The 26,034-nt window shown below is 62.3% G+C and carries 23 protein-coding genes, 1 other RNA gene and 1 pseudogene; 16 read left to right on the top strand and 9 right to left on the bottom strand.

All coding sequences use genetic code 11. The annotated features are described in order from the left end of the window. Positions 1-108: 108 nt before the first annotated feature. Positions 109-633 carry a hypothetical protein gene (locus FIU85_RS08845; protein WP_152496623.1) on the bottom strand — a complete coding sequence of 175 codons (525 nt, stop codon included), beginning with the start codon at positions 631-633 and terminating at the stop codon, positions 109-111. 245 nt (positions 634-878) lie between these two features. On the opposite strand from FIU85_RS08845, the pseudogene FIU85_RS08840 reads away from it, so the two are divergent. Together FIU85_RS08840 and FIU85_RS21990 are read left to right on the top strand one after the other, a co-directional pair. Next, a pseudogene (locus FIU85_RS08840) lies at positions 879-1,061 on the top strand (transposase); the annotation flags it as partial. A 385-nt stretch (positions 1,062-1,446) separates the two neighbouring features. Next, on the top strand, positions 1,447-1,620 hold the full coding sequence (locus FIU85_RS21990) for a hypothetical protein (protein ID WP_172978843.1): 174 nt from the start codon (positions 1,447-1,449) through the stop codon (positions 1,618-1,620). Between the two features lies 1 nt (position 1,621). Here FIU85_RS21990 and FIU85_RS08835 read toward each other — a convergent pair whose 3' ends face one another. Both FIU85_RS08835 and FIU85_RS08830 read right to left on the bottom strand, forming a co-directional pair. After that, positions 1,622-2,119, bottom strand: a complete 498-nt coding sequence (locus FIU85_RS08835) for a hypothetical protein (protein WP_152496622.1) — start codon at positions 2,117-2,119, stop codon at positions 1,622-1,624. A gap of 138 nt (positions 2,120-2,257) precedes the next feature. Then, positions 2,258-2,506 (bottom strand): thermonuclease family protein, encoded by a 249-nt coding sequence (locus FIU85_RS08830; RefSeq protein ID WP_152496621.1) that lies wholly within the window; start codon positions 2,504-2,506, stop codon positions 2,258-2,260. Positions 2,507-2,973: 467 nt separating this feature from the next. Between FIU85_RS08830 and FIU85_RS21985 the strand changes: the two genes are divergently transcribed. Further along, on the top strand, positions 2,974-3,117 hold the full coding sequence (locus tag FIU85_RS21985; RefSeq protein WP_172978842.1) for a hypothetical protein: 144 nt from the start codon (positions 2,974-2,976) through the stop codon (positions 3,115-3,117). A gap of 1,031 nt (positions 3,118-4,148) precedes the next feature. Here FIU85_RS21985 and FIU85_RS08825 read toward each other — a convergent pair. Beyond that, positions 4,149-4,520 carry an XRE family transcriptional regulator gene (locus FIU85_RS08825; RefSeq protein WP_368372984.1) on the bottom strand — a complete coding sequence of 124 codons (372 nt, stop codon included), beginning with the start codon at positions 4,518-4,520 and terminating at the stop codon, positions 4,149-4,151. Between the two features lie 280 nt (positions 4,521-4,800). Here FIU85_RS08825 and FIU85_RS08820 point away from each other — a divergent pair, with 280 nt between their 5' ends. Continuing rightward, on the top strand, positions 4,801-5,991 hold the full coding sequence (locus FIU85_RS08820) for a hypothetical protein (protein ID WP_152496619.1): 1,191 nt from the start codon (positions 4,801-4,803) through the stop codon (positions 5,989-5,991). 176 nt (positions 5,992-6,167) lie between these two features. Here FIU85_RS08820 and FIU85_RS08815 read toward each other — a convergent pair whose 3' ends face one another. From FIU85_RS08815 to FIU85_RS08805, 3 genes are all read right to left on the bottom strand, one after another. Further along, positions 6,168-7,778, bottom strand: a complete 1,611-nt coding sequence (locus FIU85_RS08815; RefSeq protein ID WP_254703033.1) for a DUF6538 domain-containing protein — start codon at positions 7,776-7,778, stop codon at positions 6,168-6,170. Positions 7,779-7,830: 52 nt separating this feature from the next. Then, positions 7,831-7,929: signal recognition particle sRNA small type (ffs, locus tag FIU85_RS08810), an RNA gene on the bottom strand. 8 nt (positions 7,930-7,937) lie between these two features. Next, positions 7,938-9,911 (bottom strand): bifunctional 2',3'-cyclic-nucleotide 2'-phosphodiesterase/3'-nucleotidase, encoded by a 1,974-nt coding sequence (locus FIU85_RS08805; protein ID WP_152496618.1) that lies wholly within the window; start codon positions 9,909-9,911, stop codon positions 7,938-7,940. Between the two features lie 218 nt (positions 9,912-10,129). On the opposite strand from FIU85_RS08805, the gene nudC reads away from it, so the two are divergent. Next, complete coding sequence (gene nudC, locus FIU85_RS08800; protein ID WP_152496617.1) at positions 10,130-11,086, top strand: NAD(+) diphosphatase; 957 nt, start codon at positions 10,130-10,132, stop codon at positions 11,084-11,086. A 78-nt stretch (positions 11,087-11,164) separates the two neighbouring features. Beyond that, complete coding sequence (locus tag FIU85_RS08795) at positions 11,165-11,632, top strand: SRPBCC family protein (RefSeq protein WP_152491081.1); 468 nt, start codon at positions 11,165-11,167, stop codon at positions 11,630-11,632. A gap of 75 nt (positions 11,633-11,707) precedes the next feature. On the opposite strand, the gene FIU85_RS08790 is transcribed toward FIU85_RS08795, so the two are convergent. Both FIU85_RS08790 and FIU85_RS08785 read right to left on the bottom strand, forming a co-directional pair. Further along, positions 11,708-12,373 carry a hypothetical protein gene (locus tag FIU85_RS08790; protein ID WP_152496616.1) on the bottom strand — a complete coding sequence of 222 codons (666 nt, stop codon included), beginning with the start codon at positions 12,371-12,373 and terminating at the stop codon, positions 11,708-11,710. Between the two features lie 333 nt (positions 12,374-12,706). Further along, entirely contained in the window at positions 12,707-13,540 is an 834-nt protein-coding gene (locus FIU85_RS08785; RefSeq protein ID WP_152491083.1) for a prephenate dehydratase, read from the bottom strand. Between the two features lie 152 nt (positions 13,541-13,692). Here FIU85_RS08785 and FIU85_RS08780 point away from each other — a divergent pair, with 152 nt between their 5' ends. The 10 genes from FIU85_RS08780 to FIU85_RS08735 all read left to right on the top strand — a co-directional run bounded on the left by FIU85_RS08780 (position 13,693) and on the right by FIU85_RS08735 (position 26,033). Continuing rightward, a complete protein-coding gene (locus FIU85_RS08780) occupies positions 13,693-14,913 on the top strand; it encodes a cytochrome c family protein (RefSeq protein WP_254703032.1) in 1,221 nt (406 codons plus the stop codon). 213 nt (positions 14,914-15,126) lie between these two features. Further along, positions 15,127-17,073 (top strand): extracellular solute-binding protein, encoded by a 1,947-nt coding sequence (locus tag FIU85_RS08775; protein ID WP_152496614.1) that lies wholly within the window; start codon positions 15,127-15,129, stop codon positions 17,071-17,073. Between the two features lie 63 nt (positions 17,074-17,136). Next, positions 17,137-18,222: a microcin C ABC transporter permease YejB gene (locus FIU85_RS08770; protein WP_152496613.1), complete on the top strand. Its 1,086-nt coding sequence runs from the start codon at positions 17,137-17,139 to the stop codon at positions 18,220-18,222. Position 18,223: 1 nt separating this feature from the next. After that, positions 18,224-19,333, top strand: a complete 1,110-nt coding sequence (locus tag FIU85_RS08765) for an ABC transporter permease (RefSeq protein ID WP_152496612.1) — start codon at positions 18,224-18,226, stop codon at positions 19,331-19,333. Then, on the top strand, positions 19,330-20,919 hold the full coding sequence (locus FIU85_RS08760; protein WP_152496611.1) for an ABC transporter ATP-binding protein: 1,590 nt from the start codon (positions 19,330-19,332) through the stop codon (positions 20,917-20,919). Before FIU85_RS08765 ends, FIU85_RS08760 begins: the two co-directional genes overlap by 4 nt. 269 nt (positions 20,920-21,188) lie before the next feature. Then, positions 21,189-22,178, top strand: a complete 990-nt coding sequence (locus tag FIU85_RS08755) for a BMP family protein (protein WP_152491088.1) — start codon at positions 21,189-21,191, stop codon at positions 22,176-22,178. Between the two features lie 50 nt (positions 22,179-22,228). Then, positions 22,229-22,579: a nuclear transport factor 2 family protein gene (locus tag FIU85_RS08750; RefSeq protein WP_152496610.1), complete on the top strand. Its 351-nt coding sequence runs from the start codon at positions 22,229-22,231 to the stop codon at positions 22,577-22,579. After that, positions 22,576-24,210, top strand: a complete 1,635-nt coding sequence (locus FIU85_RS08745; protein WP_152496609.1) for an ABC transporter ATP-binding protein — start codon at positions 22,576-22,578, stop codon at positions 24,208-24,210. The genes FIU85_RS08750 and FIU85_RS08745 overlap by 4 nt, the downstream gene beginning before the upstream one ends. Continuing rightward, entirely contained in the window at positions 24,203-25,300 is a 1,098-nt protein-coding gene (locus tag FIU85_RS08740; RefSeq protein WP_152491091.1) for an ABC transporter permease, read from the top strand. Before FIU85_RS08745 ends, FIU85_RS08740 begins: the two co-directional genes overlap by 8 nt. 97 nt (positions 25,301-25,397) lie before the next feature. Beyond that, on the top strand, positions 25,398-26,033 hold the full coding sequence (locus FIU85_RS08735; protein ID WP_152491092.1) for a LysE family translocator: 636 nt from the start codon (positions 25,398-25,400) through the stop codon (positions 26,031-26,033). Position 26,034: the final 1 nt, after the last annotated feature.

The following is a 26,034-nucleotide window of genomic DNA, read 5'->3' as shown; positions in this document are numbered from 1 at the left end:
AGTTCGCTGACGAGGCAGCTTGGGTAATGTGTGGTTAGGTCTGTCGTTGATGGCGGGATCCGGACCCGTTCTGAGCCTCAGGAGGCCGTCACCAACGCGCTTGGAGAATTACATGAGCTTCACCCGCCAGACCGGGAAAGTGCGGCGCACGTTCTTCTGCAACTCGTCCTGCAGCTTCGCGATCTCCGCGGCAGTCTCAAGCGCTTTGCTGCGGCTATTCGGTTCCGAAAGGTCAGCTTTCTCGAGCGCATCGCGTTGCTTGAGGAGTTCATCTTGCTTGTAGCGGTTGATGATGTGCGACAACTCCATCGCGGCATCAAGCAACATATCCACCATGACCTCTGCGCGTCCGATGGATTTCTCCGAGCTTTGGAATGCCTCCAAACGATCCTCGTCGTTCGAGAAGCAGGTGTCGCTGGCGTATGCCTCTGGGCCAAGATCATCGTCGAAAACCGGCGGGTCGATACCGAGCAAATCGAAACACATCTCGACCGAACTCCAGTTGCCATCGTTCTCCAAGCACTTGAAGAAGGGTGTCTTCAGATAGGCATACGTCGCGTCTTTCTTGCGCACGAGCGCCTGCTTCTCCCGTGCGAGCTGCGCCTGTTTTCTTTCCTTGGCTGAAAGTGCCATTGCTGATCTCCTTTGCGTGATAGTGAAAGCTATATTCACAATCACAACGCACGTCAATCAGTTTCGACAGGCGTAGGAAGATTTCCGGAGAATCCAAAGGCTCGTGATGCACACATCACTTCTGAACACGCATAGGGCTACCTGCATGCCTGGGAGACCGGATCAGAGACGAAAGGGCCTAGGGTCAGGACCCATTGATTTCCTTGGGATGGCGTGATTCACGGTCCAAAAAACGAGCGGTGAACATGTCTGATCTGTTTTGGGTGACCGACGCCCAGATGGCGCGTCTTGAGCGCTTCTTTGCCAAGTCACACGGCAAGCCACGCGTCGATGATCGACGTGTGCTGAGTGGGATTATCTTCATCAATCGCAATGGCTTGCGGTGGCGGGATGCCCCCACCGCCTACGGTCCGCACAAGACGCTCTACAGGCATCATTGAAACAGAAGAGACTTAATAGCGGGAGAGCCGGAAGGGCTCTCGTGAATGGGTTCGTTACCAGCGCGACACATCTCAACCGAAGACAACACCCAAGCCGCCCCGAAAACGCTGGTATGAGTATCCGAAGCGGCGGCCACCGAAGGCGATCGCTCGCGCGTAGTCCGAGCCGATCCTCGGCGTCGTGGATCGCACTGGGCGGGCCACCTTCCAGCACATGACGGACACCTTGCAGCCGACGATCGAGACGACGCTCGTGCCGCAGGTGGCGTCCGATTCAATGGTGCTTTTTGATGGTGCGCCCCAATATGAGGCGATCGCCAGAGCGTGAGGGATCTCCTACAAGGTCCTCGTAGCCGGCCGCCGGACCAAATGGATGCCGAAAGCCTATCACCTCAACAGCGTCAACGCACTGTATTCCGAGCTGAAGCGGGATTTCCGCGGGCGATGGCGGGGGCCGGCGACGAAATATCTCGATGGCTACACGCGCTGGATGGTGGCGCGTCGTGATAGCGATCCCCTTGCGATCTTCCGGTCAATAATCGCATGAGCTATGCCGATCCAGAGCATCGCGCTGCCATTCGAAGCAGCGGCTTTTCCCGGCTCAGCTGGGATACTCCAGAATATCGTCTCGTGAGTTCCTTGAACTCGCGCTGAACCCCCAATATTGGGGTGCAAGTCATCCCCAGCACGATTGCGGGATTGCAAAGCTTATTTTGCAAGCAGCTGTCGATCTCCGCTATCTTGAACAAGATCGGAAATCCGGAGGTCAATATCACGTCTTCGGTTGCTTTCTTGATCGCCGCATCCGCGTTTTTGTAGAGTCGCTCTTCGCTGGGGTCGTTGTAGCGGGTGGCAACCTCGACAAACGGCATCATCGCCCCGCCATCAAAGAGCCCAGACGCGACCTCGAAAGATCGTCGGTCAAATTCTGTCATGGCCTGACGTTGGGCGAAGCGGTCGCCGAAGTAGAATTCATAGAACGCAGCCCCGACGCCAAGTATTACGGCAAGAGCTTCCGCTACTTTCAGATAGTCAAATAGCCTCATGGCTGACCTTTATGCCATTTTGCAGAATAGTATCTCGAAGAGGTGCTGGCACCAAATCGTTTCGGACAGTGCGTCGGCTGGGCGAGCATACCAGAAGACTATGTCCTTGGCATAAACCCTGGGGGGATCATTGTGTGACTATCCGTTCACCAACACGATTTGCTGACATTCCCCAATGGAGTATTTCCGGTAAGCAACCGCAAGTCCCTGCTCGACCATCCATGCGTTGATGTCGATGTTTCCGAGCTCGCAGACTGAGACGAGGCGCCGGTAGCGATCGACGTCCTGAGTCCAGGATTTCACAGAGCTTCCGCCGATCAGGGTGTCGAGCTGGTTGGCGGCAAGCTGCCCACAGCGATACCCATCCCTATCAGGATACGGAGCCATTCTTAACCAGCGTTCAGAAGATCCCGAAATTTGGATTGGCTGCCATCTTTGACGCTTCTCTAAAATCGCGGAAACCGCACTTGCCTAGGCGCACAGTTGTTCGCAATTAATTTTGAGTTTTCCATGGAGTTGTTTATGATGATTGGCGCGGACAAGTCCGGTCGGGCCAAATCCTCGCTGTGGACCCTGCTTTGAAGATAGAAACGGGGTGAGGGGCTGCTAATGCCGCCCCAAGTCTACTCCGATAAGATTGCCCGGTTGGTCAAGACCTCGCGAGTGCGCCGCAAGCTTTTTTCGTGGAGAAATGGTAACTCGCCAATAAACCCACCTTATCCGGAAAGCTGATTAGCGAAGTAGAGTATGCGGAGCAAAGCCAGGCTCCCAACGGCATCAGGGACAGGCGGAAAGTTTTTGGGACCGGGGAGCTAGTCTCTGTATTGGCGCAATTTGAAAAGGGAGGTTGTGCGATGGCCCGCCGTGGACTTGACCCGGACCTCATGTCATGGGCGATGAAGATTGCGTGGTTTCTCGGGACGTATTTCATCATGCAGCCACTCTTCTGGGCGAGCATCACGCTCTGGGTTGCGTGGAAGATACAAAAGCGGCGGTGAGGCAAGCAAGTTCAGGCGGACTTGGGGGTGAAAGAAGGCTATTCATTACCGAAGTTGGATTTGCACTACGAGCTCTAGAACGCCAGAAGCCGCAGTCCGTAGCAATTCGTCACCACCGGCTTGCTGCTCAGCTTGTCCGCTATCGTGTCCTTCTTCATACATGGACATTGAAATAGCTGCATGAGGGGATAGCTACAGTGGCGTGTGTGATCCTATCCGATCCCCCATTGAATTTCGTAGGTGCGCGAATGCCGTGCGATTTCCTAGCGCCGCAGCCTGAGACAATGAGAACCTTGGGAGTTTACCGCCAAAGAGGACAAACAGGATGCTACGATCTCCGCGCATCAAAAGCCTCCTCCGGACGATCTCATACTCCTCCCCACACTCACTTGTGTCGATCGCGGCTTGGCTGTCGTCTTTGGACCGCCGGTGTTCTTGGAGAGTGTCGCTTGATCTGAGTGCTTTGATAACTTCGGTTACAATGAGCTTTTTGGCGCGCTGTGCGCGTCGCTGAGCATTGTCCGTAGCTCTTGATGCTCTCTGGCCTCTACACTTTACATTTTTCCGCCTGTGAGCAATTCCCCGGTTCCGTGCAAACATCTAGAGTTCCAAACTAACTGTTTACTTGGAGTTCTAGAAGCCGGACGTTTACATTTTCTTCCAGAAAAAATGTTTTTCGGGGTTAATCTGTCAACTTAGCGTAAACTTAGCGTAAACCTTTGTGCATGAAACGTTGATCATTTCGGCCAATTTTGAGCCTCAAAGGTTTCCGACTGTTTTTCTCATGTAAACCTATGTCAACCTTAGGTAAACGTCCCGACAGGGTCTGGCGAGGCGCGGCGATACAGCCATTCCTCAACCTCAGCCTTAACGGCACCCGTATCAGGTTCTCCGAGGCGCGCAGAGGCGCCTCAGAAATTGCAAGCGGCGAAGAGTAGGCTTTGGGTCACTTTCATCGCTCACATCACGGAGGAAGCGCAGCCAAGCGCGCTCGTTGGGTGTCAGTTCGTCCGTTTGGTTGCGCATAATGCCTAACTCCGGAAGATCGCGTTGACCGACACCTTCGACCGGCTGGTGAGTCGTGGGTCGCTGTTGTCGGAGGCCTCCCGGATCGCCTCGATCCAGCCACGCTCGTTGGCGGTGATCGGTGCGCCGAAGATCTCAATCACGGCCGCAGCCGCCGCCCGGCCGATCGACTGCTCCAAGGCGAGCCGCATTACAAAAGCGGGATCTGCTTCCAGTGCGAGTGCCAGGGCCGGAACACGGTCCAGAGCTACCTTGGAGCTTCCCTGCTTGATCATCGTGATCATGTTGGGGCTAGTGTATCCTGCCTGGGCGGCAATCTCGGCTTGGCTCTTGGTCGGCTTCAGTTCGAGCACCCGACGTTCAACGTAGTTCGCCATCCGGGTGTCTTCATGCGGTTTCCTTATCATTCTCGCTCTCTCTAAGATGTGACGCAGCACACGCTGCTTGTCTTTGATATAGCGACGGCATTTATGGGGATGTGTGGCGGGATAAATATTGATTCTGCCAGATTTCATCCGCGATCTAGATCGCAGATAGCAAGAAGACCGCGTTGTGCGATCCGACGATCCGCATGCACCACACCAGTCTGAGCCATCGCCCTTGCGTGGATCTCCCCGACCGCGAATATTGGGCAAATGGAATTCTAGGAGCTCGGCAGTGGTAGAAGACCTTGCGAAAATGGAGCGACCTTCCAGCGTCACAGCTGCCGGTGTTGCCGGCGGGTTTGAGATTTTTCGCGCCATCCTGGAGGCCTACGGCGGAGCCGCTGGCGGCTTTACCGATTTCCACTCCGGGGTGATCGACCGTGAGGAAGGTTACAAGGCCCGCAACCACGAGGTCGCTCGCGAACGGCTTGCGCTTGCAGATTGGGATGATCTCTCGCCCGGGTCCGGGAAAATCGTTGCAAGGCTCGTCGATGCTATCGAGATCCGAGAAGACAAAGCCAAGGGGATCATCCAGAACAACGTGCTCACATGGTGGCCGCCCAATCTCGCTCATCGCCGTGTCCTCGACATTCGCGACGAAGGCGGTGCTCGGCTCGCTGAGCTTGAGCGAGAGCTTCGCGACCTCTATCTAGATCGCCGCCCGGAGGCGGAGATCTTCGGAGATCTCTCGCAGAAGGAAATGCTTGGGCGAAATTACCCTCTTCTAGGCTACATTTTTTTTCTCAAAGATATTGATCGCTTCGTGCCGGTAACCCCAAACGGGCTCCAGAGGGGGCTTGTCGAGATCGGCGCCGAGCTTTCCCTGATCGGGAGGGCTTCTTGGGATAACTACAGCGCCTTCTTACTGCGGCTCAGTGAAATCGCCGAGGAGCTGGCGAGACAGACGGGACTCGAGGTTCGCCTGATCGACGCGCATAGTTTCGTTTGGGTCATCGGTTCTTGGGAGCGCCCGGACGCGGCGGGGCGCATACTCCACCGTGGGGGCGCGATTCTCACCGCTTCCCGTGTGAAGGCGCATCGCCGGATGGTCATTACCATCCAGAATACGGTGAAGAACGCCAGCGGCCAACAAGAGCTACGGCGCATCAAGAACAAAATAACCGACATGACGGACGCAGAACTTGAAGCCCATATCGACGAGCTGATGGTTGAGGGGCGCATTTGCAAACTCACAGGCTGCGAGATGTTCTACGACGGAGAACCCAGAAGCGCCTTCGAGAAGCACTTCCTAGTGTCGGCCGACCGGATCGATTCAGACATCGGTTACGTCCGCGGCAACATACAACTGGTGTGCCAGTTCGCGAACTTCTTCAAAGGACATCGCTATTCCGACGCAGTCTTCAAGGAACTCCTTGAAAGTGTTCGGTCGGTCTCCCGAGAGGCTACGGACGACGAGTCATAGCGCACTGCGCGCCGCATACTCAGCTCCCGTTGGTCCGTTGGAACCATGTGTCTATGCTCATCTGTCGCGGCCACGGTGGCTCATGGGCGCGAAGAACTGGGCATAATCATCAAGAAGTTCGACTATGCTAAGATAGACCTTGGCCGAGTTCGGGTTTTCGCAGTCGAAACACCAACTCATAAGATCTCATATTCAGGCAGCCGGTTGATTGCATTGATCTTTGTTGACAGCGTCACGTCGCCATAATCGTCACCAGCCGTTCTGGCGGCGTGGCCTTGGATTGCATCAAGGACTCGATCTTGGATTCCGATCTCGCGCCCCACGGTCTTGAATCTGTGCCGCCAGCCATGCGAGGGCTGGACACCTTCCGGCACAAGATTTTGCTCTCTGAGCCAATCGCCGATGCGATTGGCCGTTTTCTTCGCGGAAGTCTGATATTTCTTCTGCTCTTTGGCGTTGTGAAAGACTGGCCCACTCTTGATCGTGTGCAGATAGTCGAGAAAGCCTAGCTTGATAATCTGAGGGTGCACTGGAACGTCGCGCCATTGTCCTGTTTTTGTGCCCCCGGCTTCTGGCGTTATCCTGATCGTCACGTTGCCGCCAGCTTCACGGAAATCTTCACGTCGTAGTTGGGTAATCTCGGCAACGCGCGCACCTGTGAATGCGCAAAGCCAAGGCACCCACCTTTTGGCGGCAGTGACCTTTTCTCCTTCCATAGCCTTTCCATTTTGTGAGGTCTTAGGCTGATAGTTAAAGACTGCGGTGAGCAGCTCCATTGCTTCCTCGGTCGTGAAACCGCGCTCTCTATTGTGGATGGGTTTCCGTGCAGCCAACCGGACACCGACAGCGGGATTGTCCTTTATCCTATCTTGTTCGGTGGCCCATCTGAACAAGCTGCGTATCGTCGGCAGATAGACTTTGCTGACTGTCGATGGTTGTTTCTCCTGCAAAGTGTTTTCCAGCCAATCCAACATGTTTTTCTTTTTAATCTTGGTCGCATCGTCGTGGCGTAGGAACTTGATCAGACTTTTTATTGCCAGTTCCTGTCTGCGCCCCCCGTCCTTCATATATCCCAGTCTCTGGCGAACCTGCACGTAGTCTGTCCACAGGTCCGTGATGCTCACCGGCGCAGTGGCGCTCTGCGGAGGCTGTGCGTTCTTGATGATCGGCGCGGTAGGGGTGCCAGTGAAATCTCCCTCGTCACGCTCAGCTACGCGCTCCAGTGCCTCTAACTCGGCGCTGCAAAGGGCACGTGCGATTACGCGCCACTCATCGCTCCCCGGCGTTGCATCGAGATTGCCAGAGGCGCGGAAACGCTCAATCTGCGGCCCTACGAGATCCGCCAGCTCGGCGTCATCTGCGAGACCAGCTATCGCCGCGCGCAGTCTTTGCACTAGAAGGTCGTCAATGCCGACAGATGGCCAGCGCGGATCATTGCGTAGCTCATCGTCGAAAGCCAATCGTTGCATGTAATGGCTCATGGCGATCTGGTCAGGAGCGAGTGGATAGCGCGCTGGGCCGGTCCGCAATGTTCCTGCGCTGATTTTCCTCTCAGCGAGGGCGATTTGATGTTGAAGCTGGGCGACAGCACCTGGAAGTAACTTGATTGCTTGTCGGTAGTCACCGCCGAGCGGGGTGCGCAATTCTGTCTTGCCGATGATCCCACGCAGATCTTTGGGCACGACCAGTCGAGCGTGATAGCGTCCGTTGCGATCCACTAAGTTCCTAGGTCTTCCCGCCATCATGATCAGCCTTTGTAACCAAATCTGTAACCTTGAAACGGCCAATGCCCCCTATTTGCAAGGGCTTTGTTTGATTTCAACGGACTAGTGGATGAAAGGGTGAGAGGCTGGACAACGACCCAAGCGGGGCTCGTTACGGCTGCTTCCTTCCGGACCTGACCGGGTTGGCGAGGCGCCTGCCCGCGCCAACCTCTCGAGGGGTATCTAGGACGTCGCGGCGGGATTCGCAAGGTGTGCAAGGGCAGTCATCGGTAAAGCGAGCTGCACGAAGCCCTTTTCGCAGAGCCCGAGATCCCGCGCCGACAGTGCCGCGATCTCTTCGGGGTGGGCCCGGATGCCCGGCCCGGTCGCGAGGAGCACGGTCGCATCGCGGGGACCGTCGAGCCACCAGCCATAGGCCGGTGCCGCGGGGTACCGCACGCCGGTGTCACGCAAGCGGTCGACAAGGTAGTCCCGCACCTTGCGCCGGGTCTCGTGGATGATGCGATCCGTGCCGGCCTTGGGGAAGGGGCCGCCGCCGAAGGCCCGGAAATTGTTCGTGGCCATGGCGAAGACGGCGTCGGCGGCGACGGGGGTGCCGTGGTGGCGCAGGTCGCGAATGCGCGTGGCCTCGGGGTTCAGCAGCCGGCCCATCGGGTCGTAGCGCGGCGGCTGCGACAGGTCTATGCGGTAGGTCAGTTCCGACACCGTGTCCAGGCTGTGGCCGGCAAAGGCGGGGTTCCAGAGCGGTTGCGGCCTGTCGCCAAGCCCGGGGTGAACCTGCTGGAAACAGGACGCGGCGCGTTCGAGCCAGTCCGCGACCTCGGCCCCGGTCAGCCGCAGTCCGACCAGCGTGTTGGGAAACGGATAGAGCTCCGCCGCGTGGCCCAGTGTCAGCGGCCCGGGCGGAATGTCGATGAAATGGTCGGGGCCGCCATGCCCGCCGGTCTTGAAGCAGGCCGAGGTTGCCAGCACCGGCAGATGCGCGTGGGGCGTGTCCGCCAGGGCGGCCCGAAGCGCCGCGGCCTTGGCATCGAGCACTGGTCGGAGCGTGTCACCGGGACGCAGAATCGACAGATAGCTGCGCAGCGGCCGGGTCGTGTGCCCGATCGGGCGGGCCGCGTGGGTCAGCGCGGCCCGGTGGGCGGCGCGCAGACGATCCACGAGCCCAGTCTCTGGGGGCACGGGCGCGGCGTGAAAACCGGGCCGGACGGGGCGCGCGCGGCTGTGTGCCGCGCCGACATGCCAGCGGCCGCCGTCTCGCGCCACGAGGCAGAGGTCGATCACGCCCAGATGCGAGCCGCGAAAGCCCGCCATCACCGCGGGCACGCCGGCAAAGGTGCCCGCGCGATGATCGACGCCGGGCGTCGCCGTCCCGGCGGACGGGTCGGGGAAGACCTGATGGCTGTGCCCGCACAGAAGCGCGTCGATGCCGGGCACGGTGGCAAGCGCGAGGGCGGCGTGTTCCTGGTCGGCCTGCGCCTCTTCGGGGCGGCGCACGGCGGGGCCGATGCCGGAATGCACCAGCGCCACCACGATGTCGGCCCCCGCCGCGCGCAGTCGGGGCACTTCGGACATCGCCGTCTCGACGATGCCGCGGGTGACGAGCCGGCCCTGCAGGTGGACGTGGTCCCAGGTGGTGACCTGGGGCGGCAGAAGGCCCAGAACCCCGAGCCGCAGCTGGTGCGTCCGACCGGCGGAGTCGCGGATCTTGCGCCGCAGCAGCACCGAGGGCGGACGCAGCGGCGCCGCGTCCGGGTCCGAAAGCCGGGCATTGGCGCACAGCACCGGAAAGCGCGCGTCCTTCAGCGTGCGCATCAGCCAGTCGAGTCCGAAATTGAACTCGTGATTGCCAAGCGCGGCGGCGTCGTAGCCCATGTGGTTCATCGCGTCGATGACCGGGTGCGGGCCGGTCCACCCGCTGTCCGGGGCGGCCACGATATCGCTGAGCACCGAGCCTTGCAGGAAGTCGCCATTGTCGAACAGCAGGGAGTTGTGCGCCTCGGTCCGGGCGCGGGCGACCAGCGTCGCGGTGCGGGCGAGGCCATAGCCGGGCGTGTCGGTGTCGCGGGTGTAGTCGTAGGGCATGAGATGGCCATGCACATCGGTCGTTTCGAGCAGGCGGAGCCAGACATGCGGGTGGTTGGGGTCCCCTGCCGACGCTGAGGTCTCGTGCGGCCAGATCAGGTCGGAGGGCATTGCGAAACCTATCTCTTAATACTTGGCAAAACCTTCAAAGCACCAGATTGGCACATTGAGGTGGCGTCGGGCAATCGCCTTTTGGTTGATGTCACTTATTTAGGATCGCCTTCAGATTGGGCTCGCCCGAGTGCCAGGCAAGATCGTCGCGCCCTGTGAACGGCGTCGCTTGCCGTTCGCGGGGGGCTGTGGCAGGTCTGCAGCCGAAGGAGACAGGGATGCGCCATGCTGAAACAGTGACCTTCGGCGGGTCGGCTCTGGACCGGGCCGCCGAGCTGCGGGACAAGCCCGACGAGATTGCCGCGGCCGCGCGCGACGTGGTGCTGCTGTGGCGCGGCAAGCCGCTGGTCGAGGGGCCGGGGCTGGACCGGCTGGTTAGGCTGCCGGTGGATCACCCGGTGCTGTCGCTGGCCGACCCCGAGGCCGTGTTGCTGGGACGGCAGGAAGACGGGCGGCTGATCGAGGCGCGGGAACTGGTCGACTGGGAGCCCGAGGACGTGGACCCCGACCAGATGAACAGCTTCGTGGATGTGAGCGAGCAGCGCCATCCGCTGATGCGCGAGACGGAGGTCTTTGCCGAACTGCGGCGGGTGATGACCCGGCTGAGTCCGCGCGACGCGGAACTGGCGGCCACGGCCAAGGGTGTGCTGCACTGGCATGTCAGTCACCGTTTCTGTGCCCGGTGCGGCGCGCAGAGCGCACCGGCGCAGGCTGGGTGGCAGCGGGTGTGCGCCTCTTGCGGCGCGCATCATTTTCCACGCACCGATCCGGTGGTGATCATGCTGATCACCCATGGCAACAGCGTGCTGATGGGGCGATCGCCGCACTGGCCGGCGGGCATGTATTCCCTGCTGGCGGGATTCGTGGAGCCGGGGGAGACCATCGAGGCCGCCGTGAGACGCGAAGTCCGGGAAGAGGCCGGCGTGCGCGTGGGCGCGGTCGAGTACCTGGCGAGCCAGCCCTGGGCCTTTCCGGCGTCGCTGATGTTCGGGTGCCGGGGCGTGGCGCTGAGCCGCGAGATCACCATCGACCCGGTCGAGATCGAGGACGCGATGTGGATCAGCCGGGAAGAGATGATGCAGGCCTTCGCCGGATCGCATACTGTGCTCAGCCCGGCGCGAAAAGGAGCGATTGCTCAATTTTTGCTGCGCAACTGGCTGGCGGATACGCTATAGTCCGGACGAGCCGGAACACCGAAGTTACCCAGCCGGGCGAGAAAGACCCGGATGCAGAAGACGAAAAGAGGCGCAGAGATGAAATTCGTGGCCCACGAGGATGTAGAAGCCCCGATCGAGTTCGTGTTCGATCAGGTCAGTGATTTTGCCGCGATCGAGCGATCGGTCCTGCGGCGCGGTGCCGAGGTGCAGCGGGTCGACGACCTGGAGGAGACGCGGCCCGGCATGAAATGGGATGCGGCCTTCGACCTGCGCGGAAAACGGCGCGAGATGCAGCTGGAGCTGACCGAGCTGGACCGGCCCAACGGCATCGTCATTGCGTCGCGCTCGCCCAACATGGGCGGGCAGATGGTGCTGGACCTGGTTGCGCTGTCGCGCTCGCGCACGCGGATCAATGTCAAGATCGACATGACCCCCAGGACGCTGGCGGCCAAGCTGCTGGTCCAGTCGATGAAGCTGGCGAAGGGCAACCTGACGAAGCGGTTCCGCCAGCGTGTCGCGGGCTATGCCAAGGACCTTGAAGACCGATACAAGGACGTGGCCTGAGGGCGGTGGCGGGCCGAGCGCAAAACGGGGCGCCGAGGTTGGCGACCCGTTTTCCCGTTTCAGGCAGGGCCGATATCAGCCCAGCTGATTATCTTTCTCCTGATCGAAGTAAGGTGCGCCATAGCCGTAGGCCAGGCCCAACTGGTTGTCCTTCTCTTCATCGAAGTAGGGAGCGCCGAAGCCGAAGCCGAGCTGGTTGTCCTTTTCTTCGTTGACGAAGGGCGCGCCGTAGTTGGAGGCAACCTCGAAGGTCGAGGCGTCGGCCCCATAGCCGCGCTGGTCATCCTGCTCCTGGTTGACGAAAGGGGCGCCGAAGTTTGCGGCGAGGCCCAGCTGGTTGTCTTTCTCTTCGTCCTGGAAGGGAGCGCCGAAGCCGAAGCCCAGCTGGTTATCCTTGTCTTCGTTCACGAAGGGAGCGCCATACTTGCTGTCGGCAACGAACTGCACGTCCGATGCCGCGTCGGCGCCATAGCCGCGCTGGTCATCCTGCTCCTGGTTGACGAAAGGGGCGCCGAAGTTTGCGGCGAGGCCCAGCTGGTTGTCTTTCTCTTCGTCCTGGAAGGGAGCGCCGAAGCCGAAGCCCAGCTGATTGTCCTTGTCTTCATCGAAATACGGAGCGCCGTTGGTCAGGACGCTGCTGTTGAGCGGCGTGCTGTGCTGGCCCAGGACGTTGACGACCTGAAGGGCGGCGGCGGGGGTGGCGAGAGCGGCGATGACCGCGACTGTACTGATGATACGCATGATGTGTTCCTTTCATTGTTTGTGTCTGGGCGGCGCGGTCTGTCCGCGTCGTCTGAAAGCAAGATGGACACAAGCAGGGCACCAGCACAGGGGGCCTCCGCTTCTCGTTACTGGCGCTTCACGTGAATGCACAGAAGTGTGAGGAAAACTGTCGTGATGCTCTCGGCCCGCGTGTTCTGCGCGGGAAAATCTTCATAAAATAACTGTAAAAAAGCGAAATTTACTGTAACATCCGAACTGTGCACAAATGCACGAAATTGGTGCGATTTTGGATGTGACGGTACGTTCGTAACATTTCAGGTGCCGACGCGCGGTGCGGCCGGTCGTTCCCGCTCAGTGGCGGCGCGGGTCGGCGGGATAAACGCCCAGAAGCGTGACGTCCGAGGTGAAGTAATCCAGCTCTTCCAGCGCCAGCTTGACGCCGGGATCGTCGGGGTGGCCCTCGATATCGGCATAGAACTGGGTTGCGGTGAAGGAGCCGCCGACCATGTAGCTTTCCAGCTTGGTCATGTTGATACCGTTCGTGGCGAAACCGCCCATCGCCTTGTAAAGCGCCGCGGGGATGTTGCGGACCTGGAACACGAAGGTGGTCATCATGCCGTCGTCGCCGCGATAGGAGTGGTCGGGCTCGCGCGACATGACGAGGAAGCGGGTGGAATTGTTGCTCTCGTCCTCGATCTCGCGGGCGAGGATGTCGAGGCCGTAGATCTCTCCGGCCAGTTCGGAGGCGAGCGCGGCCATATCGGGCTCGCCGGCTTGGGCGACCTCGCGCGCAGAGCCGGCGGTGTCGGCGCCGGTGACGCGCTGGATGTCGTGCTGTGCCAGGAACTGGCGGCACTGGCCCAAGAGCATCGTGTGGCTTTTGGCGCGCTTGATCTGTTCCAGCGGCACGCCGGGCAGCGCCAGAAGGTTGATGTGCACGCGCACGAAGGCCTCGGCGATGATGTGCAGGCCGGATGCCGGCAGAAGGTGGTGAATGTCGGCGACCCGCCCGAAAGTCGAGTTTTCGACGGGCAGCATGGCCAGGTCCGCCTCGCCCGAGCGGACGGCCTCGATCGCGTCCTCGAAGGTGCGGCAGGGCAGGGTATCCATGTCGGGATAGGTGTCGCGGCAGGCCTGGTGGGAGTAGGCGCCGGGCTCTCCCTGAAAGGCGATGCGTTTGGTCATCTGCTTGGTTCTTCGCCTGTTTTTTACTGTTTCCCGCTTTATTCGACGAAAGGCGGGCGTTTGGTCGCGGAAACTACACCTTGCACCGCCCGAGGGGAAGCGGATAGATACCGCGCGAGAGATTCAGATGGAAGCGGGCTATGTTTGACACAATGACCTTCACAAAGATCATGGGCGGCCTTTGCGGCACGTTCCTGGTCTTTCTTCTTGGCAAGTGGGCTGCGGAAGAGATCTATCACGTTGGCGGCGGCGGTCACGGCGAGGAGCACCAAGCGGCCTACGTCATCGAGGTGGACGAAGGCGAAGGCGGCGGCGGAGAAGAAGAGGAAGCAGTGACGCTGGCCTCGCTTTACTCCGAAGCGGACGTGGGCGCGGGTGAGCGCGTGTTCGGCAAATGCAAGGCCTGCCACCAGGCGGAGGACGGTGCCAACGGCGTCGGTCCGCATCTTTACGGTGTGGTCGGACGTGACGTCGATGCGGTCGACGGCTTCAGCTATTCCGGCGCGCTGGAAGAGGCGGCGGACGTCTGGACGCCCGAGAACCTGTTCGCGTTCCTGGAGGACCCGAAAGGCTATGCGCCGGGCACGACGATGGGTTTCAACGGTCTGCCCAAGCCGGAAGACCGCGCCAACGTCATCGCCTTTCTTGACCAGACGGATGGCGACATGACCGAGGTTGCGGCCGAGGAAGGCGCGTCGGAAGAGAGCGCGTCGTCCGAGGAGGGCACCGAGGAAGAGGCCACCGAGGAGGCGTCTGCCGAAGAGGGTTCGGAAGAGCAAGCCACCGAAGAGGCCTCTGCCGAGGAAGGCTCTGAAGAAGAGGCGACCGAAGAGGCGTCGGCCGAGGAAGGCTCTGAAGAGCAGGCGACCGAGGAAGCATCTGCTGAGGAAGGCTCCGAAGAGCAAGCGACCGAGGAAGCGTCGGCCGAAGAAGGTTCGGAAGAAGAAGCCACCGAGCAAGCCGCAGCCGAAGAAGGCTCTGACGAGGGCGGCTCGGAAGAGCAGGCCGCCGAGGAAAGCTCGGGCGGCGACGGTGGCGGCTCGGAGTTCGAGCAACTCGTCGCGGCGGCGGACGCGGCCGATGGCGAGAAGGCGTTCCGCAAGTGCGCCGCCTGCCACAAGGCCGAGGAAGAAGCCAACGGCGTCGGTCCGCACCTTGTGGGTGTGGTGGGCCGCGATATCGGCTCGGTCGACGGCTTCAACTATTCCGACGCGCTGGCCGGCCTGGACGGACAGTGGACGGCGGACGAACTGAACGCGTGGCTGGAAGACCCCAAAGGCTATGCGCCGGGCAACAAGATGGCCTATCGCGGCGTGCGCAAGGAAGAAGAGCGCGCGGCGCTGGTCAAGTACCTGGAGAGCACCGCCAACTGAGCCGGTCGGACGTGGATTGCGAAGGCCGCCGTTCCTGCCCGGAGCGGCGGCCTTTTTGTTTGGCGGTCTCCGGCGTCGCGTCGGCAAGCCGTCGCCCTGTCGGAAGTTTGATCGGGAATCCCGCTTTCGGCGCTTGAAACCCGTTTCAAACCTCCTTTAGCTTGCCTTGCAATGAGACTGACCCCAAATGAGGCAGGTCAAGAGGAGAGACACATGACCCGACGCCAGAGCCGGGCCACGCCCCGGGCCATCGCCGTTTCCCGCACACGTTTCCTGACCGCCGCGCTGACCGGGCTGTGCATCGCGGCGCTGGCCGCGACCACCGCGCTGGCGCAGGACGAGGCCGCGGACGAGACCATCATCAAGAGCCATGGTTATTCGTATTTCGGAGAGCTGAAATACCCCGAGGATTACGAGCATTTCAGCTATGTGAACCCGGATGCGCCCAAGGGCGGCGAGATTTCCATCGCGCTGGCGGGCAGTTTCGACTCGATGAACCCCTATACGCGGAATGGCCGCGCCTCGGCCCTGTCGACGATCGGGTACGAAAGCCTGCTGGGCCAGGTTCTGGCCGGGTCGGGCAGCCTGCCGGGCGACGACATGAACGGGCTCTATGGTCTGGTGGCGCACACGGTCGAATACCCCGAGGACAAGTCTTGGGTGATCTTCCACATGCGGCCCGAGGCCGAATTTTCGAACGGCACGCCGGTCACCGCCGAGGACGTGGCGTTTTCGCACAACCTGCTGCTGGACCAGGGGCTGAAGAGCTATGCCGAGGCCGTGCGCAAGCGCATTCCGAAGGTCGAGGTGCTGGACGAGCATACGGTGAAGTTCTATTTCGCCGACGGCATTTCGCGCCGCAGCCTGATCGACCAGGTGGGCACGGTGCCGATCTGGTCCAAGGCGTGGTACGAGGAAACCGGCGCGCGGCTGGACGAGCCGCGGCTGGACATTTCGCCGGGGTCGGGCCCGTATGTGATCGACGAGGTGGTGCCGAACCGCCGCGTGGTGATAAAGCGCAACCCCGATTACTGGGGATGGGACCTTCCGATCAACAAGGGCCGGCACAATTTCGATACGATCCGGCTGGAGTATTTCGCGGATTCCACCGCTGCCTTCGAGGCGTTCAAGGCGGGCGAGGTGACCTATCGCACCGAGGCCGACCCCAAGCAGTGGGCCAGCGCCTATGACTTTCCCGCCGCCAACAAGGGCTGGGTGAAGCTGGAGGCGATCCCGGATGGCTCGCCGCCGCAGATGACGGGCATCGTGTTCAACACCCGCCGCGATGTGCTGAAGGACAAGCGCGTGCGGCAGGCGGTGGCGCTGATGTTCAACTTCGAGTGGACAAACGAGTCGCTGTTTGCCGGGTTCTACGAGCAGCAGCGATCCTTTTCCACGGGCACCCCGCTGGAAGCTACGGGCTTGCCCGAGGGCGACGAGCTGGAATTCCTGAATTCGCTGGGCGACGCGGTGCCCGAGGAGGTCAAGACGACCGAGCCGTGGGTGCCGCATACGAGCGATCCGTCGCGGCTGACGTCGCGCAAGAACAAGCGGCAGGCGCTGCGTCTGATGCAGGAAGCCGGGTACACGGTGGGCGACGACGGCAAGATGCGCGGCGAGGACGGCAAGGTGCTGCGGCTGGATTTCCTGCTGAACGCGTCGGGGCAGCCCACGGAAAAGGCCGTGGCCGAGAATTTCATCTCGAACCTTCAGGACCTGGGCCTCGATGCGCGGCTGGAGGCCGTGGACAGCGCGCAGTTCACCAAGCGTGAGCGCGATCACGACTATGACCTGGTTTTCGATGGCTATCCGGCCTTGATGGGCACGGGCACGGGCCTGGCGCAGCGGTTCGGGAGCGAGGCGGCCGATGACCTTTTCAACCCTGCCGGGCTGCGCAGCGAGATGGTGGACCGGATCATCGAGGAATCGCTGATGACCGAAAGCCAGGAGGAAGAGGACATGACGATCCGCGCGCTGGACCGGGCGTTGCGGCACGAATTCGTCCTGATCCCCGATGGCTATGCCCCCGATCACTGGGTCGCTTATTGGGACCAGTACGCGCGTCCCGAGGAAATTCCGCCCTACCTGCTGGGAACGCTGGACTTCTGGTGGTACGACGCCGAGAAGGCCGAAAAGCTGAGAGAGGCGGGGGCGCTTTGACGATCTGGCAGGTTCTGGAAGACGGGGCGCTGACGCGCGCCGCGCGGGCATAGGGGGCCACGGGTGGGCGCCTATATCGTAAGACGGCTGTTGCTGATCATCCCGACGCTGATCGGGATCATGATCATCAACTTCGCGCTGGTGCAGTTCCTGCCCGGCGGCCCGGTGGAGCAGGCGATTGCCGACATCCAGGGCCAGGGCGACGTGTTCGGCGGCTTTGCGGGCGGCGAGCAGGACGGGGCGGTGACCGGCAACGAGGGCGACAGCGGATACATCGGCTCGCAAGGGTTGCCGCCGGAGTTCATCGCCGAGCTGGAAGCGCAGTTCGGGCTGGACAAGCCGCCGCTGGAGCGGTTCCTGACCATGCTGGGGAACTATGCGACTTTCGATTTCGGAGAGAGCTATTTCCGCAAGATCGACGTGATGGACCTGGTGCTGGAAAAGATGCCGGTAAGCATCACGCTGGGGATTTGGACGATGCTGCTGTCCTATCTGGTGTCGATCCCGCTGGGTATTCGCAAGGCGGTGAAGGACGGCAGCAGTTTTGACACATGGACGAGCGGGATCATCATCGCGGCCTATGCGATCCCGGCGTTCCTCTTCGGGATCATGCTGCTGGTGCTGTTCGCGGGGGGCAGTTACTGGCAGATCTTCCCGCTGCGGGGCCTGACCTCGGACGGGTGGGAGGACATGACCGTGATCGGCAAGGTGCTGGATTACTTGTGGCACATCGTGCTGCCGGTCACCGCGCTCAGCATCGGCGGGTTTGCCACGCTGACGATCCTGACCAAGAATTCGTTTCTGGATGAGATCAAGAAGCAATACGTGATGACCGCGCGGGCCAAGGGCCTGACCGAGCGGCGGGTGCTTTACGGGCATGTCTTCCGCAACGGGATGCTGATCGTGATCGCGGGCTTTCCGGGCGTTTTCGTCAGCGTCTTTTTCACCGGCAGCCTGCTGATCGAGACGATCTTTTCGCTGGACGGGCTGGGGCGGCTGTTCTTCGAGGCCGCCATCGGGCGCGATTACCCGGTGATGTTCGCCACGCTTTACCTCACCACGCTGATCGGGCTGGTCGTGGCGCTGATCGGGGACCTGACCTATGTGCTGATCGACCCGCGCATCGACTTCGAGAAGAGGTCGGGCTGAGATGATCAAGCTCAACCCCCTGAACCAGCGGCGCTGGCGCAATTTCAAGCGCAACAAGCGGGCCTTCTGGTCGCTGATCATCTTTACCTTGCTGTGCGTGATCACCCTGCCGGCGGAGTTCGTGGCCAACGACAAGCCTTTGTTGGTCAAATACCGCGACGCCTATTACATGCCGATCCTGAAGTTCTATCCCGAGACCGAGTTCGGCGGGGATTTCCGGACCGAGGCGGTCTATGCCGACCCCGAGGTCGAGTGCCTGATCGTGTCGGGCGGGCTGGAGGAGTGTTTCGACGATCCCGAGGGGATCATCGAGGACGCCCAGGACGGCGAAGTGAACGGCGAGACGATCGAGAAAGGCTGGACGATCTGGCCGATCATTCCCTACAGCCACGACACGCCGGTGGACCGCCCGGGGGCCGCGCCGCTGCCGCCGAACGATCAGAATATCCTGGGCACGGACGGGACCAAGCGGGACGTGCTGGCGATCGTCATCTACGGCTTCCGGCTGGCGGTGATGTTCACGCTGGTGGTGACGTTCTTTTCGTCGGTGATCGGGGTCGTGGCGGGGGCCGTGCAGGGGTATTTCGGCGGGCGGATCGACCTGTTCTTTCAGAGGTTCATCGAGATCTGGGCGTCGACGCCGCAGCTATACGTGATCATCATCCTGTTTTCGATCTTGCCGAGGGGGTTCTGGCTGCTGGTCGGGATCATGGTGGCGTTCGGTTGGATGGCGCTGGTGGGCGTGGTGCGCGCGGAATTCCTGCGGGCGCGCAACTTCGAGTACGTGCGCGCGGCCAAGGCGCTGGGCGTGGGGAACATGAAGATCATGTTCCGCCACATGCTGCCCAACGCGATGGTGGCGACGCTGACCTTCCTGCCGTTCATCATCACCGGCACGATTAGCCTGCTGGCGACGCTGGATTTCCTGGGCTACGGTCTGCCGTCGGGGGCGCCGTCGCTGGGCGAGCTAACATTGCAGGCCAAGCAGAACCTGCAGGCGCCGTGGCTGGCCTTTACCGCGTTCTTCACCTTCGCGATCATGCTGTCGCTGCTGGTCTTCATCTTTGAAGGCGTGCGCGACGCGTTCGACCCGAGAAAGACGTTTCAATGAGCCTGCTGGAAGTCAAAGACCTGAAGGTGGGCTTCCGCCAGGACGGGGCGGTGACGCAGGCCGTGCATGGCGTGTCGTTCAGCGTGGACCGGGGCGAGACCGTGGCGCTGGTGGGCGAAAGCGGGTCGGGCAAGTCGGTGACGGCTCTGAGCACCGTGTCGCTGTTGGGGGACAGCGCGATTGTCGAGGGCAGCGTCACCTATGACGGACAGCAGATGATCGGCGCGAATGACAAGCTGCTGCGCAAGGTGCGGGGCAACGACATCAGTTTCATCTTTCAGGAGCCGATGACCAGCCTGAACCCGCTGCACACGCTGGAAAAGCAGCTGACCGAGTCGATCGAGCTGCACCAGGGGTTGCGCGGTGCGGCGGTGCGGGAGCGTATCCTGGAGTTGCTCAATCGAGTCGGTATCCGCGACCCCGAGAGCCGGCTGGGTGCCTATCCGCACCAGCTGTCGGGCGGGCAGAGGCAGCGGGTGATGATCGCCATGGCGCTGTCGAACAAGCCAGATGTGCTGATCGCGGACGAGCCGACGACGGCGCTGGACGTGACGATCCAGGCGCAGATTCTGGAGCTGCTGGCGGAACTGAAGCGCGAGGAGGATATGGGGCTCTTGTTCATCACCCATGACCTTGGCGTGGTGGAGCGCATTGCCGACCGGGTGTGCGTGATGAAGGATGGCGAGATCGTTGAGAGCGGCCCGACTGAAGAGATTTTCGGTAATCCGCAGCATGACTACACGAAAAAGCTGCTGGGGGCTGCGCCCTCGGGCGTGCCCGAGCCGGTGCCGGAAGGGGCCGAGACGCTGGTCGAGACGCATGGGCTGCGCATCTGGTTTCCGATCCAGAAGGGGCTGCTCAAGCGCACGGTAGGCCATGTGAAGGCGGTGAACGAAGCCGATATCGAGGTGCGCCGGGGCGAGACGCTGGGCATCGTGGGCGAAAGCGGGTCTGGCAAGACCACGCTGGCGCTGGCGCTGATGCGTCTGATCGAATCCGAGGGCGGGATGCGGTTCGAGGGCGAGGACATGCGCGCGTGGTCCACGCGGCAGCTGCGGCGCAAACGCTCGGACATCCAGATCGTGTTCCAGGACCCGGTGGGCAGCCTGAGCCCGCGGATGACCTGCGAGCAGATCATCGCCGAGGGCCTGGGCGTGCATGGCAACCCGGATGGACGGCCGGTGCGCGAACTGGTGGCCGAGGTGATGCGGGAAGTCGAGCTGAACCCCGAGACGATGGACCGCTATCCGCACGAGTTTTCCGGCGGGCAGCGGCAGCGGATCGCCATCGCGCGGGCGATGATCCTGCGGCCCAAGCTGGTGGTGCTGGACGAGCCGACGAGTGCTTTGGACATGACGGTGCAGGTGCAGATCGTTGACCTGCTGCGCCGGTTGCAGGTGAAGTACGGGCTGACCTATCTCTTCATCAGCCATGACCTCGCCGTGGTGCGGGCGATGAGCCACAAGGTGGTGGTGATGAAACAGGGCGATATCGTGGAATACGGGGCGTCCGAGGACATCTTCAACAATCCCCAGACCGAGTATGCCAAGACGTTGTTGCAGGCGGCGCTTGATTTGAAGGTCTAGGAGGCGCGTGGGTTTTCACCCACCCTGCGCGGGCCGGCAAGCGCGCGATTGCGTCGGGAGGTCCCTGATCAGGTCTGGAACGGCGTTTGCGGATGGACCCGCGTGGCGCGCACCGGGGCGGGACAGGCAGGCTTACCTTGCGGCAAGCCGCCGAGCACCTTGACCCATGGGGCCAGTTGCGGCCTACTTGCCGAAATCAAAAAGGGGGCGGGCGTGATTCAACCCTTCCGGTCAGCCATGTACCGCCGCCGAACCTCAGGGAGACATGCATGACATTGATGAAAAGCCTCATGGGCGCCGCCGCAACGCTGGCTTTGAGCGCGGCGGGCGCATTGGCCGATCCGGCGCTGATCTACGATCTTGGCGGCAAGTTCGACAAGTCGTTCAACGAAAGCGCCCATAACGGTGCCTCGCGCTGGGCGGAGGAAACCGGCGGCAGCTACAACGAGGTCGAACTGCAATCCGAGGCGCAGCGCGAGCAGGCCCTGCGCCGCTTTGCCGAGAACGGCAACAACCCGATCGTGATGGTGGGCTTCGCGTTCGGCGATATCCTGGGCGAGGTGGCGCCGGACTATCCCGACACCAAGTTCGTGATCATCGACATGGTGGTCGAAGAGCCGAACGTGCGCTCGGTCGTGTTCAACGAGCACGAGGGCAGCTACCTTGTGGGGATGATGGCGGCGATGGCCAGCGAGTCCGGCACAGTCGGGTTCATCGGCGGCATGGACATTCCGCTGATCCGCAAGTTCGCCTGCGGCTACGTGCAGGGCGTGAAGGCGGCCAACCCGGACGCCACGGTGATCCAGAACATGACCGGCACGACCCCGGCGGCGTGGAACGACCCGGTCAAGGGGTCGGAGCTGACCAAAGCGCAGATCAGCCAGGGCGCGGACGTCATCTATCACGCGGCGGGCGGCACCGGGACGGGCGTGTTGCAGACCGCCGCCGACGAGGACGTGCTGGGCATCGGCGTGGACAGTAACCAGAACTACCTGCATCCGGGCAGCGTTCTGACCTCGATGGTCAAGCGCGTGGACAACGCTGTCTATGACGCGATGTCGGCGGGCGCGGACGTCGAGACCGGCGTGAACGTGATGGGCCTCCAGAATGACGGGGTGGCCTATGCGCTGGACGAGCATAACGAAGACCTTGTGACGGCCGAGATGAAAGAGGCCGTGGACGCCGCCGCCGAAGAGATCGCGAATGGCGGGCTGGAGGTGCATGACTACATGTCCGACAACAGCTGTCCGGCGTCCTGATCACACCGGGCCGGGCCGCGAGGGTGGCTCGGCCCCTGCCGGAGGCCGCCATGAGTGACAGCGTCAGACGGTTTTTCAACGCATGGGGCGACGGCGACGCGGAGGCGCGGATGGCCGTACTGAACGACGTGCTGGCGGACGGTGTGCGCTATGCCGACCCGCGGCTGGAGGAGCCGCTGGTCGGGACGGCGGCGGTGATCGGCTATGTGGGACAGTTCTCGCAGATGGCGCCGGGGGCGATTGCGCAGATCGCGGGTCTGGAGACCCGCGACGGCATCACGCGCGCGACGGTGGAGTTCATCATGGCGGACGGGCAGATGCAGCTTGGACAGTACATGATCGAGGCCGACGGGGCGGGGCAATTGACCCGGCTGGTGGGGTTCAAGGGCACCGGCGCATGAGCGTGGCGCCGGCCATCGAGTTGCAGGGGATATCCAAGGCCTTCGGCCCGGTGCAGGCGAACAAGGATATCTCGATCCGGGTGGCGCCCGGCACGATCCACGGGATCATCGGCGAGAATGGGGCCGGGAAATCGACACTGATGTCGATCCTTTACGGGTTCTACAAGGCCGATAGTGGCCGAATTTTCATAAAAGGGCGGGAAACCCGCATTCCCGACAGCCAGGCGGCGATTGCGGCGGGGATCGGCATGGTGTTCCAGCATTTCAAGCTGGTGGAGAACTTCACCGTCCTGGAGAACGTGATCCTTGGGGCCGAGGACGGGGCGCTGTTGCGCCCGAGCCTGGCCAAGGCGCGGCGGGAACTGGCGGCGCTGGCCCGTGAATACGAGCTGAACGTGACGCCGGATGCGCTGATCGAAGATATCGGCGTGGGGATGCAGCAGCGGGTGGAGATCCTGAAGGCGCTTTATCGTCAGGCAGATATCCTGATCCTGGACGAACCCACGGGCGTGCTGACCCCCGCCGAGGCGGATCAGCTGTTTCGTATCCTCGCCCGGCTCAGGGACGAGGGGAAGACGATCATCCTGATCACCCACAAGCTGCGCGAGATCATGGAGATTACCGACGATGTCAGCGTGATGCGGCGCGGCGAGATGGTGGCAACGGTCAAGACCGCCGAGACCGGGCCGGAGGAACTGGCCGAGCTGATGGTGGGGCGCAAGGTGCTGTTGCGTGTCGAGAAGGAGGCGGCTCGGCCCGGCGACGTGGTGCTGGAGGTCAAGAACCTGCACGTGGTCGACGGGCAGGGGGTGGAGCGGCTGCGCGGCATCGACCTGCAGGTGCGCCGCGGCGAGATCGTGGGGCTGGCTGGGGTGGCTGGGAACGGGCAGTCGGAACTGCTGGAGGTGCTGGGCGGAATGCGACCCGCGACGGGGCGCGTGGCGGTGAACGGTGTGGATCTGCCCTTGTCCGGGAGTGGCGCGGATGGCAAGGCGCGGCGCGAGGCCGGGGTAGGCCACGTGCCCGAGGACCGACAGCGCGAAGGGCTGATCATGGCGTTTTCCGCTTGGGAAAACAGTGTGTTCGGGTATCATCGGGATCCGGCCTCTGGGGGCGGCCTGTTGATGGACAACGCTGGCATCCTGACCGAGGCGGCGGCCAAGATGGAGCGGTTCGACGTGCGGCCCCGAGATGCGAAACTGTCGGCCAGGCATTTCAGCGGCGGCAACCAGCAGAAGATCGTTCTGGCGCGGGAGATCGAGCGGAACCCGGACCTGCTGTTGGTGGGGCAGCCCACGCGGGGCGTGGATATCGGGGCGATCGAGTTCATCCACGCCCAGATCATCGCGCTGCGCGATTCGGGCAAGGCCATATTGCTGGTCAGCGTGGAGTTGGACGAGGTGATGGCGCTGAGCGACCGGATCGCGGTGATGTTCGACGGGCGGATCATGGGCGAACGCCTGCCGGCTGAGACCGACGAGACCGAGCTGGGCCTGTTGATGGCCGGGATCGAGGGTAGGCCCGAGGATGCCGCCGCCGCGGTTCAGGAGGCACAGGCCGTTCAGGCGCAGGAACACGCCGAGGAACACGGCACGGCGCATGGGCCCGGGCAGGGAGGCAGGCATGGATAGGCTACCGGGCTGGGCCGATGCGGTGCTGGTGCCGCTGGTGTCGCTGTTGCTGGCGGCACTGCTGTCGGCGCTGGTGATCCTTGGCATCGGGGAAAGCCCGGTCGAAGCGCTGCGGATCATGATCACCGGCGCGTTCGGGTCGACCTATGGCTGGGGCTATACGCTCTATTACGCGACGACTTTCATGTTCACCGGGCTGGCCTTTGCCGTCGCCAGCCACGCGGGGATGTTCAATATCGGGGCCGAGGGGCAGGCGATGCTGGGTGGGCTTGGCGTGGCGCTGGTGTGCCTGGCACTGCCCTGGCCGCATTGGGCGCTGGCCTTGCCCGCCGCGATGGCGGGGGGCGCGGTGTTCGGCGCGCTTTGGGCGCTGGTCCCGGCGTGGTTGCAGGCGACGCGGGGCAGTCACATCGTGATCACGACGATCATGTTCAACCTGATTGCGGCGGCCTTGCTGAACTATCTTCTGGGCGGGGTGCTGCGGCCGGCGGGTTCGGTGGATTCGGCCACGGCGCGGTTCCCGGAAGGGGCAACCTTGCCGACGCTGCACGACATGCTGGCGCCGCTGGGGATTTCGTTTTCCAAGGCCGCGCCGGTGAATATCAGCCTGTTCGTGGCGGTGCTGGCCTGCCTCATCGTCTGGCTGCTGATCTGGCGGACGCGGCTGGGATACGAGATCAGGGCGCTGGGGTATTCGCAGACGGCCTCGCGTTATGCCGGGATCGGGCCGGTGAAGATCGTCGTGGTGGCGATGCTGATCTCGGGCGGCCTCGCGGGGTTGATGGCCGTGAACGTGGTGATGGGCGAGGCCGAGCGGCTGCTCTTGAACCCCACCGAGGGCGCGGGGTTCATCGGGATCGCGGTGGCGCTGATGGGGCGGAACCATCCGTTGGGCGTGTTCCTGGCGGCGATCCTGTTCGGGTTTCTGTACCAGGGCGGCGGAGAGCTAGGCCTCTGGACGTCGATCCCGCGCGAGTTGATCGTGGTCATACAGGCGCTGGTGATCCTGTTCACCGGGGCGCTGGACAACATGGTGCGGATGCCGATGGAACGGGCCTATGGCGCGCTGCGGCGGAGGCGGAAGGCATGAGCGTGCATGGTTCGGCCTGGAGCGAAGTGTTGAGGCTGGGGATGGGTGTTGATGTGTGGCATTGTGCGAGAGACACACATTTTCGGAGCCGCGTACCATGACTGATTTCGCACCTTATCTTCCGGGCTTTATCGCCGCCTATGCCATCCTGCTGGTGGGCGCGTCCTCGCCCGGGCCGGCAGTGGCGATGCTGCTGGGTATCTCGACCAACCAGGGGCGGGGGCCGGCATTGGTGACCTGCGCGGGCATCGCCACCGGCAGCATGACGATCAACATCCTGACCATGCTGGGCGTAGGGCTGATCCTGTCGCAGGCGGCGTGGGCGATGAGCCTTTTGAAGCTGATCGGTGCGGCCTACCTGGTGTGGCTGGCCTATGGCGCATTCAAAAAGGCGCTGAACCCGCCGAAGCTGTCGGTGATGAAGACGCCGAAACAGGCGAAGGCGAAGCTGTTTGCGCAAGGTTACGCGTTGCAGGTGACGAACCCCAAGGCGATTGTCTTCTGGCTAGCCATCGCGGCGGTGGGCGCGGTCGAAGGGGCGCCGGGGACCGTGATTGCCGCCTTCGTCGCCGGGGCCTTTGCGATCAGTTTCACGATGCACGCGGCCTGGGCGCTGTTCCTGTCCTCGGGGCCAATCCGCGCGGCCTATGCCGGCGGGCGGCGGTGGATCGAGGCGGGGCTGGGCAGCTTTTTCACCTTTGCCGCGTACAAAATGGCCACGTCGGAAAGTTGAC

The organism is Roseovarius sp. THAF8, from assembly GCF_009363735.1.
In the GTDB taxonomy this organism is placed as follows: Bacteria; Pseudomonadota; Alphaproteobacteria; order Rhodobacterales; family Rhodobacteraceae; genus Roseovarius.
This window is presented reverse-complemented; position numbering and strand designations above follow the sequence as displayed.

Excerpts from the sequence above, each read along its gene's own strand:
- FIU85_RS08845 (WP_152496623.1), bottom strand. The coding sequence starts at position 633 with ATGGCACTTTCAGCCAAGGAAAGAAAACAGGCGCAGCTCGCACGGGAG.
- FIU85_RS21990 (WP_172978843.1), top strand. The coding sequence starts at position 1,447 with ATGCCGAAAGCCTATCACCTCAACAGCGTCAACGCACTGTATTCCGAG.
- FIU85_RS08835 (WP_152496622.1), bottom strand. The coding sequence starts at position 2,119 with ATGAGGCTATTTGACTATCTGAAAGTAGCGGAAGCTCTTGCCGTAATA.
- FIU85_RS08830 (WP_152496621.1), bottom strand. The coding sequence starts at position 2,506 with ATGGCTCCGTATCCTGATAGGGATGGGTATCGCTGTGGGCAGCTTGCC.
- FIU85_RS21985 (WP_172978842.1), top strand. The coding sequence starts at position 2,974 with ATGGCCCGCCGTGGACTTGACCCGGACCTCATGTCATGGGCGATGAAG.
- FIU85_RS08825 (WP_368372984.1), bottom strand. The coding sequence starts at position 4,520 with ATGGCGAACTACGTTGAACGTCGGGTGCTCGAACTGAAGCCGACCAAG.
- FIU85_RS08805 (WP_152496618.1), bottom strand. The coding sequence starts at position 9,911 with ATGCCCTCCGACCTGATCTGGCCGCACGAGACCTCAGCGTCGGCAGGG.
- nudC (WP_152496617.1), top strand. The coding sequence starts at position 10,130 with ATGCGCCATGCTGAAACAGTGACCTTCGGCGGGTCGGCTCTGGACCGG.
- FIU85_RS08795 (WP_152491081.1), top strand. The coding sequence starts at position 11,165 with ATGAAATTCGTGGCCCACGAGGATGTAGAAGCCCCGATCGAGTTCGTG.
- FIU85_RS08790 (WP_152496616.1), bottom strand. The coding sequence starts at position 12,373 with ATGCGTATCATCAGTACAGTCGCGGTCATCGCCGCTCTCGCCACCCCC.
- FIU85_RS08785 (WP_152491083.1), bottom strand. The coding sequence starts at position 13,540 with ATGACCAAACGCATCGCCTTTCAGGGAGAGCCCGGCGCCTACTCCCAC.
- FIU85_RS08780 (WP_254703032.1), top strand. The coding sequence starts at position 13,693 with ATGACCTTCACAAAGATCATGGGCGGCCTTTGCGGCACGTTCCTGGTC.
- FIU85_RS08775 (WP_152496614.1), top strand. The coding sequence starts at position 15,127 with ATGACCCGACGCCAGAGCCGGGCCACGCCCCGGGCCATCGCCGTTTCC.
- FIU85_RS08765 (WP_152496612.1), top strand. The coding sequence starts at position 18,224 with ATGATCAAGCTCAACCCCCTGAACCAGCGGCGCTGGCGCAATTTCAAG.
- FIU85_RS08760 (WP_152496611.1), top strand. The coding sequence starts at position 19,330 with ATGAGCCTGCTGGAAGTCAAAGACCTGAAGGTGGGCTTCCGCCAGGAC.
- FIU85_RS08755 (WP_152491088.1), top strand. The coding sequence starts at position 21,189 with ATGACATTGATGAAAAGCCTCATGGGCGCCGCCGCAACGCTGGCTTTG.
- FIU85_RS08750 (WP_152496610.1), top strand. The coding sequence starts at position 22,229 with ATGAGTGACAGCGTCAGACGGTTTTTCAACGCATGGGGCGACGGCGAC.
- FIU85_RS08745 (WP_152496609.1), top strand. The coding sequence starts at position 22,576 with ATGAGCGTGGCGCCGGCCATCGAGTTGCAGGGGATATCCAAGGCCTTC.
- FIU85_RS08740 (WP_152491091.1), top strand. The coding sequence starts at position 24,203 with ATGGATAGGCTACCGGGCTGGGCCGATGCGGTGCTGGTGCCGCTGGTG.
- FIU85_RS08735 (WP_152491092.1), top strand. The coding sequence starts at position 25,398 with ATGACTGATTTCGCACCTTATCTTCCGGGCTTTATCGCCGCCTATGCC.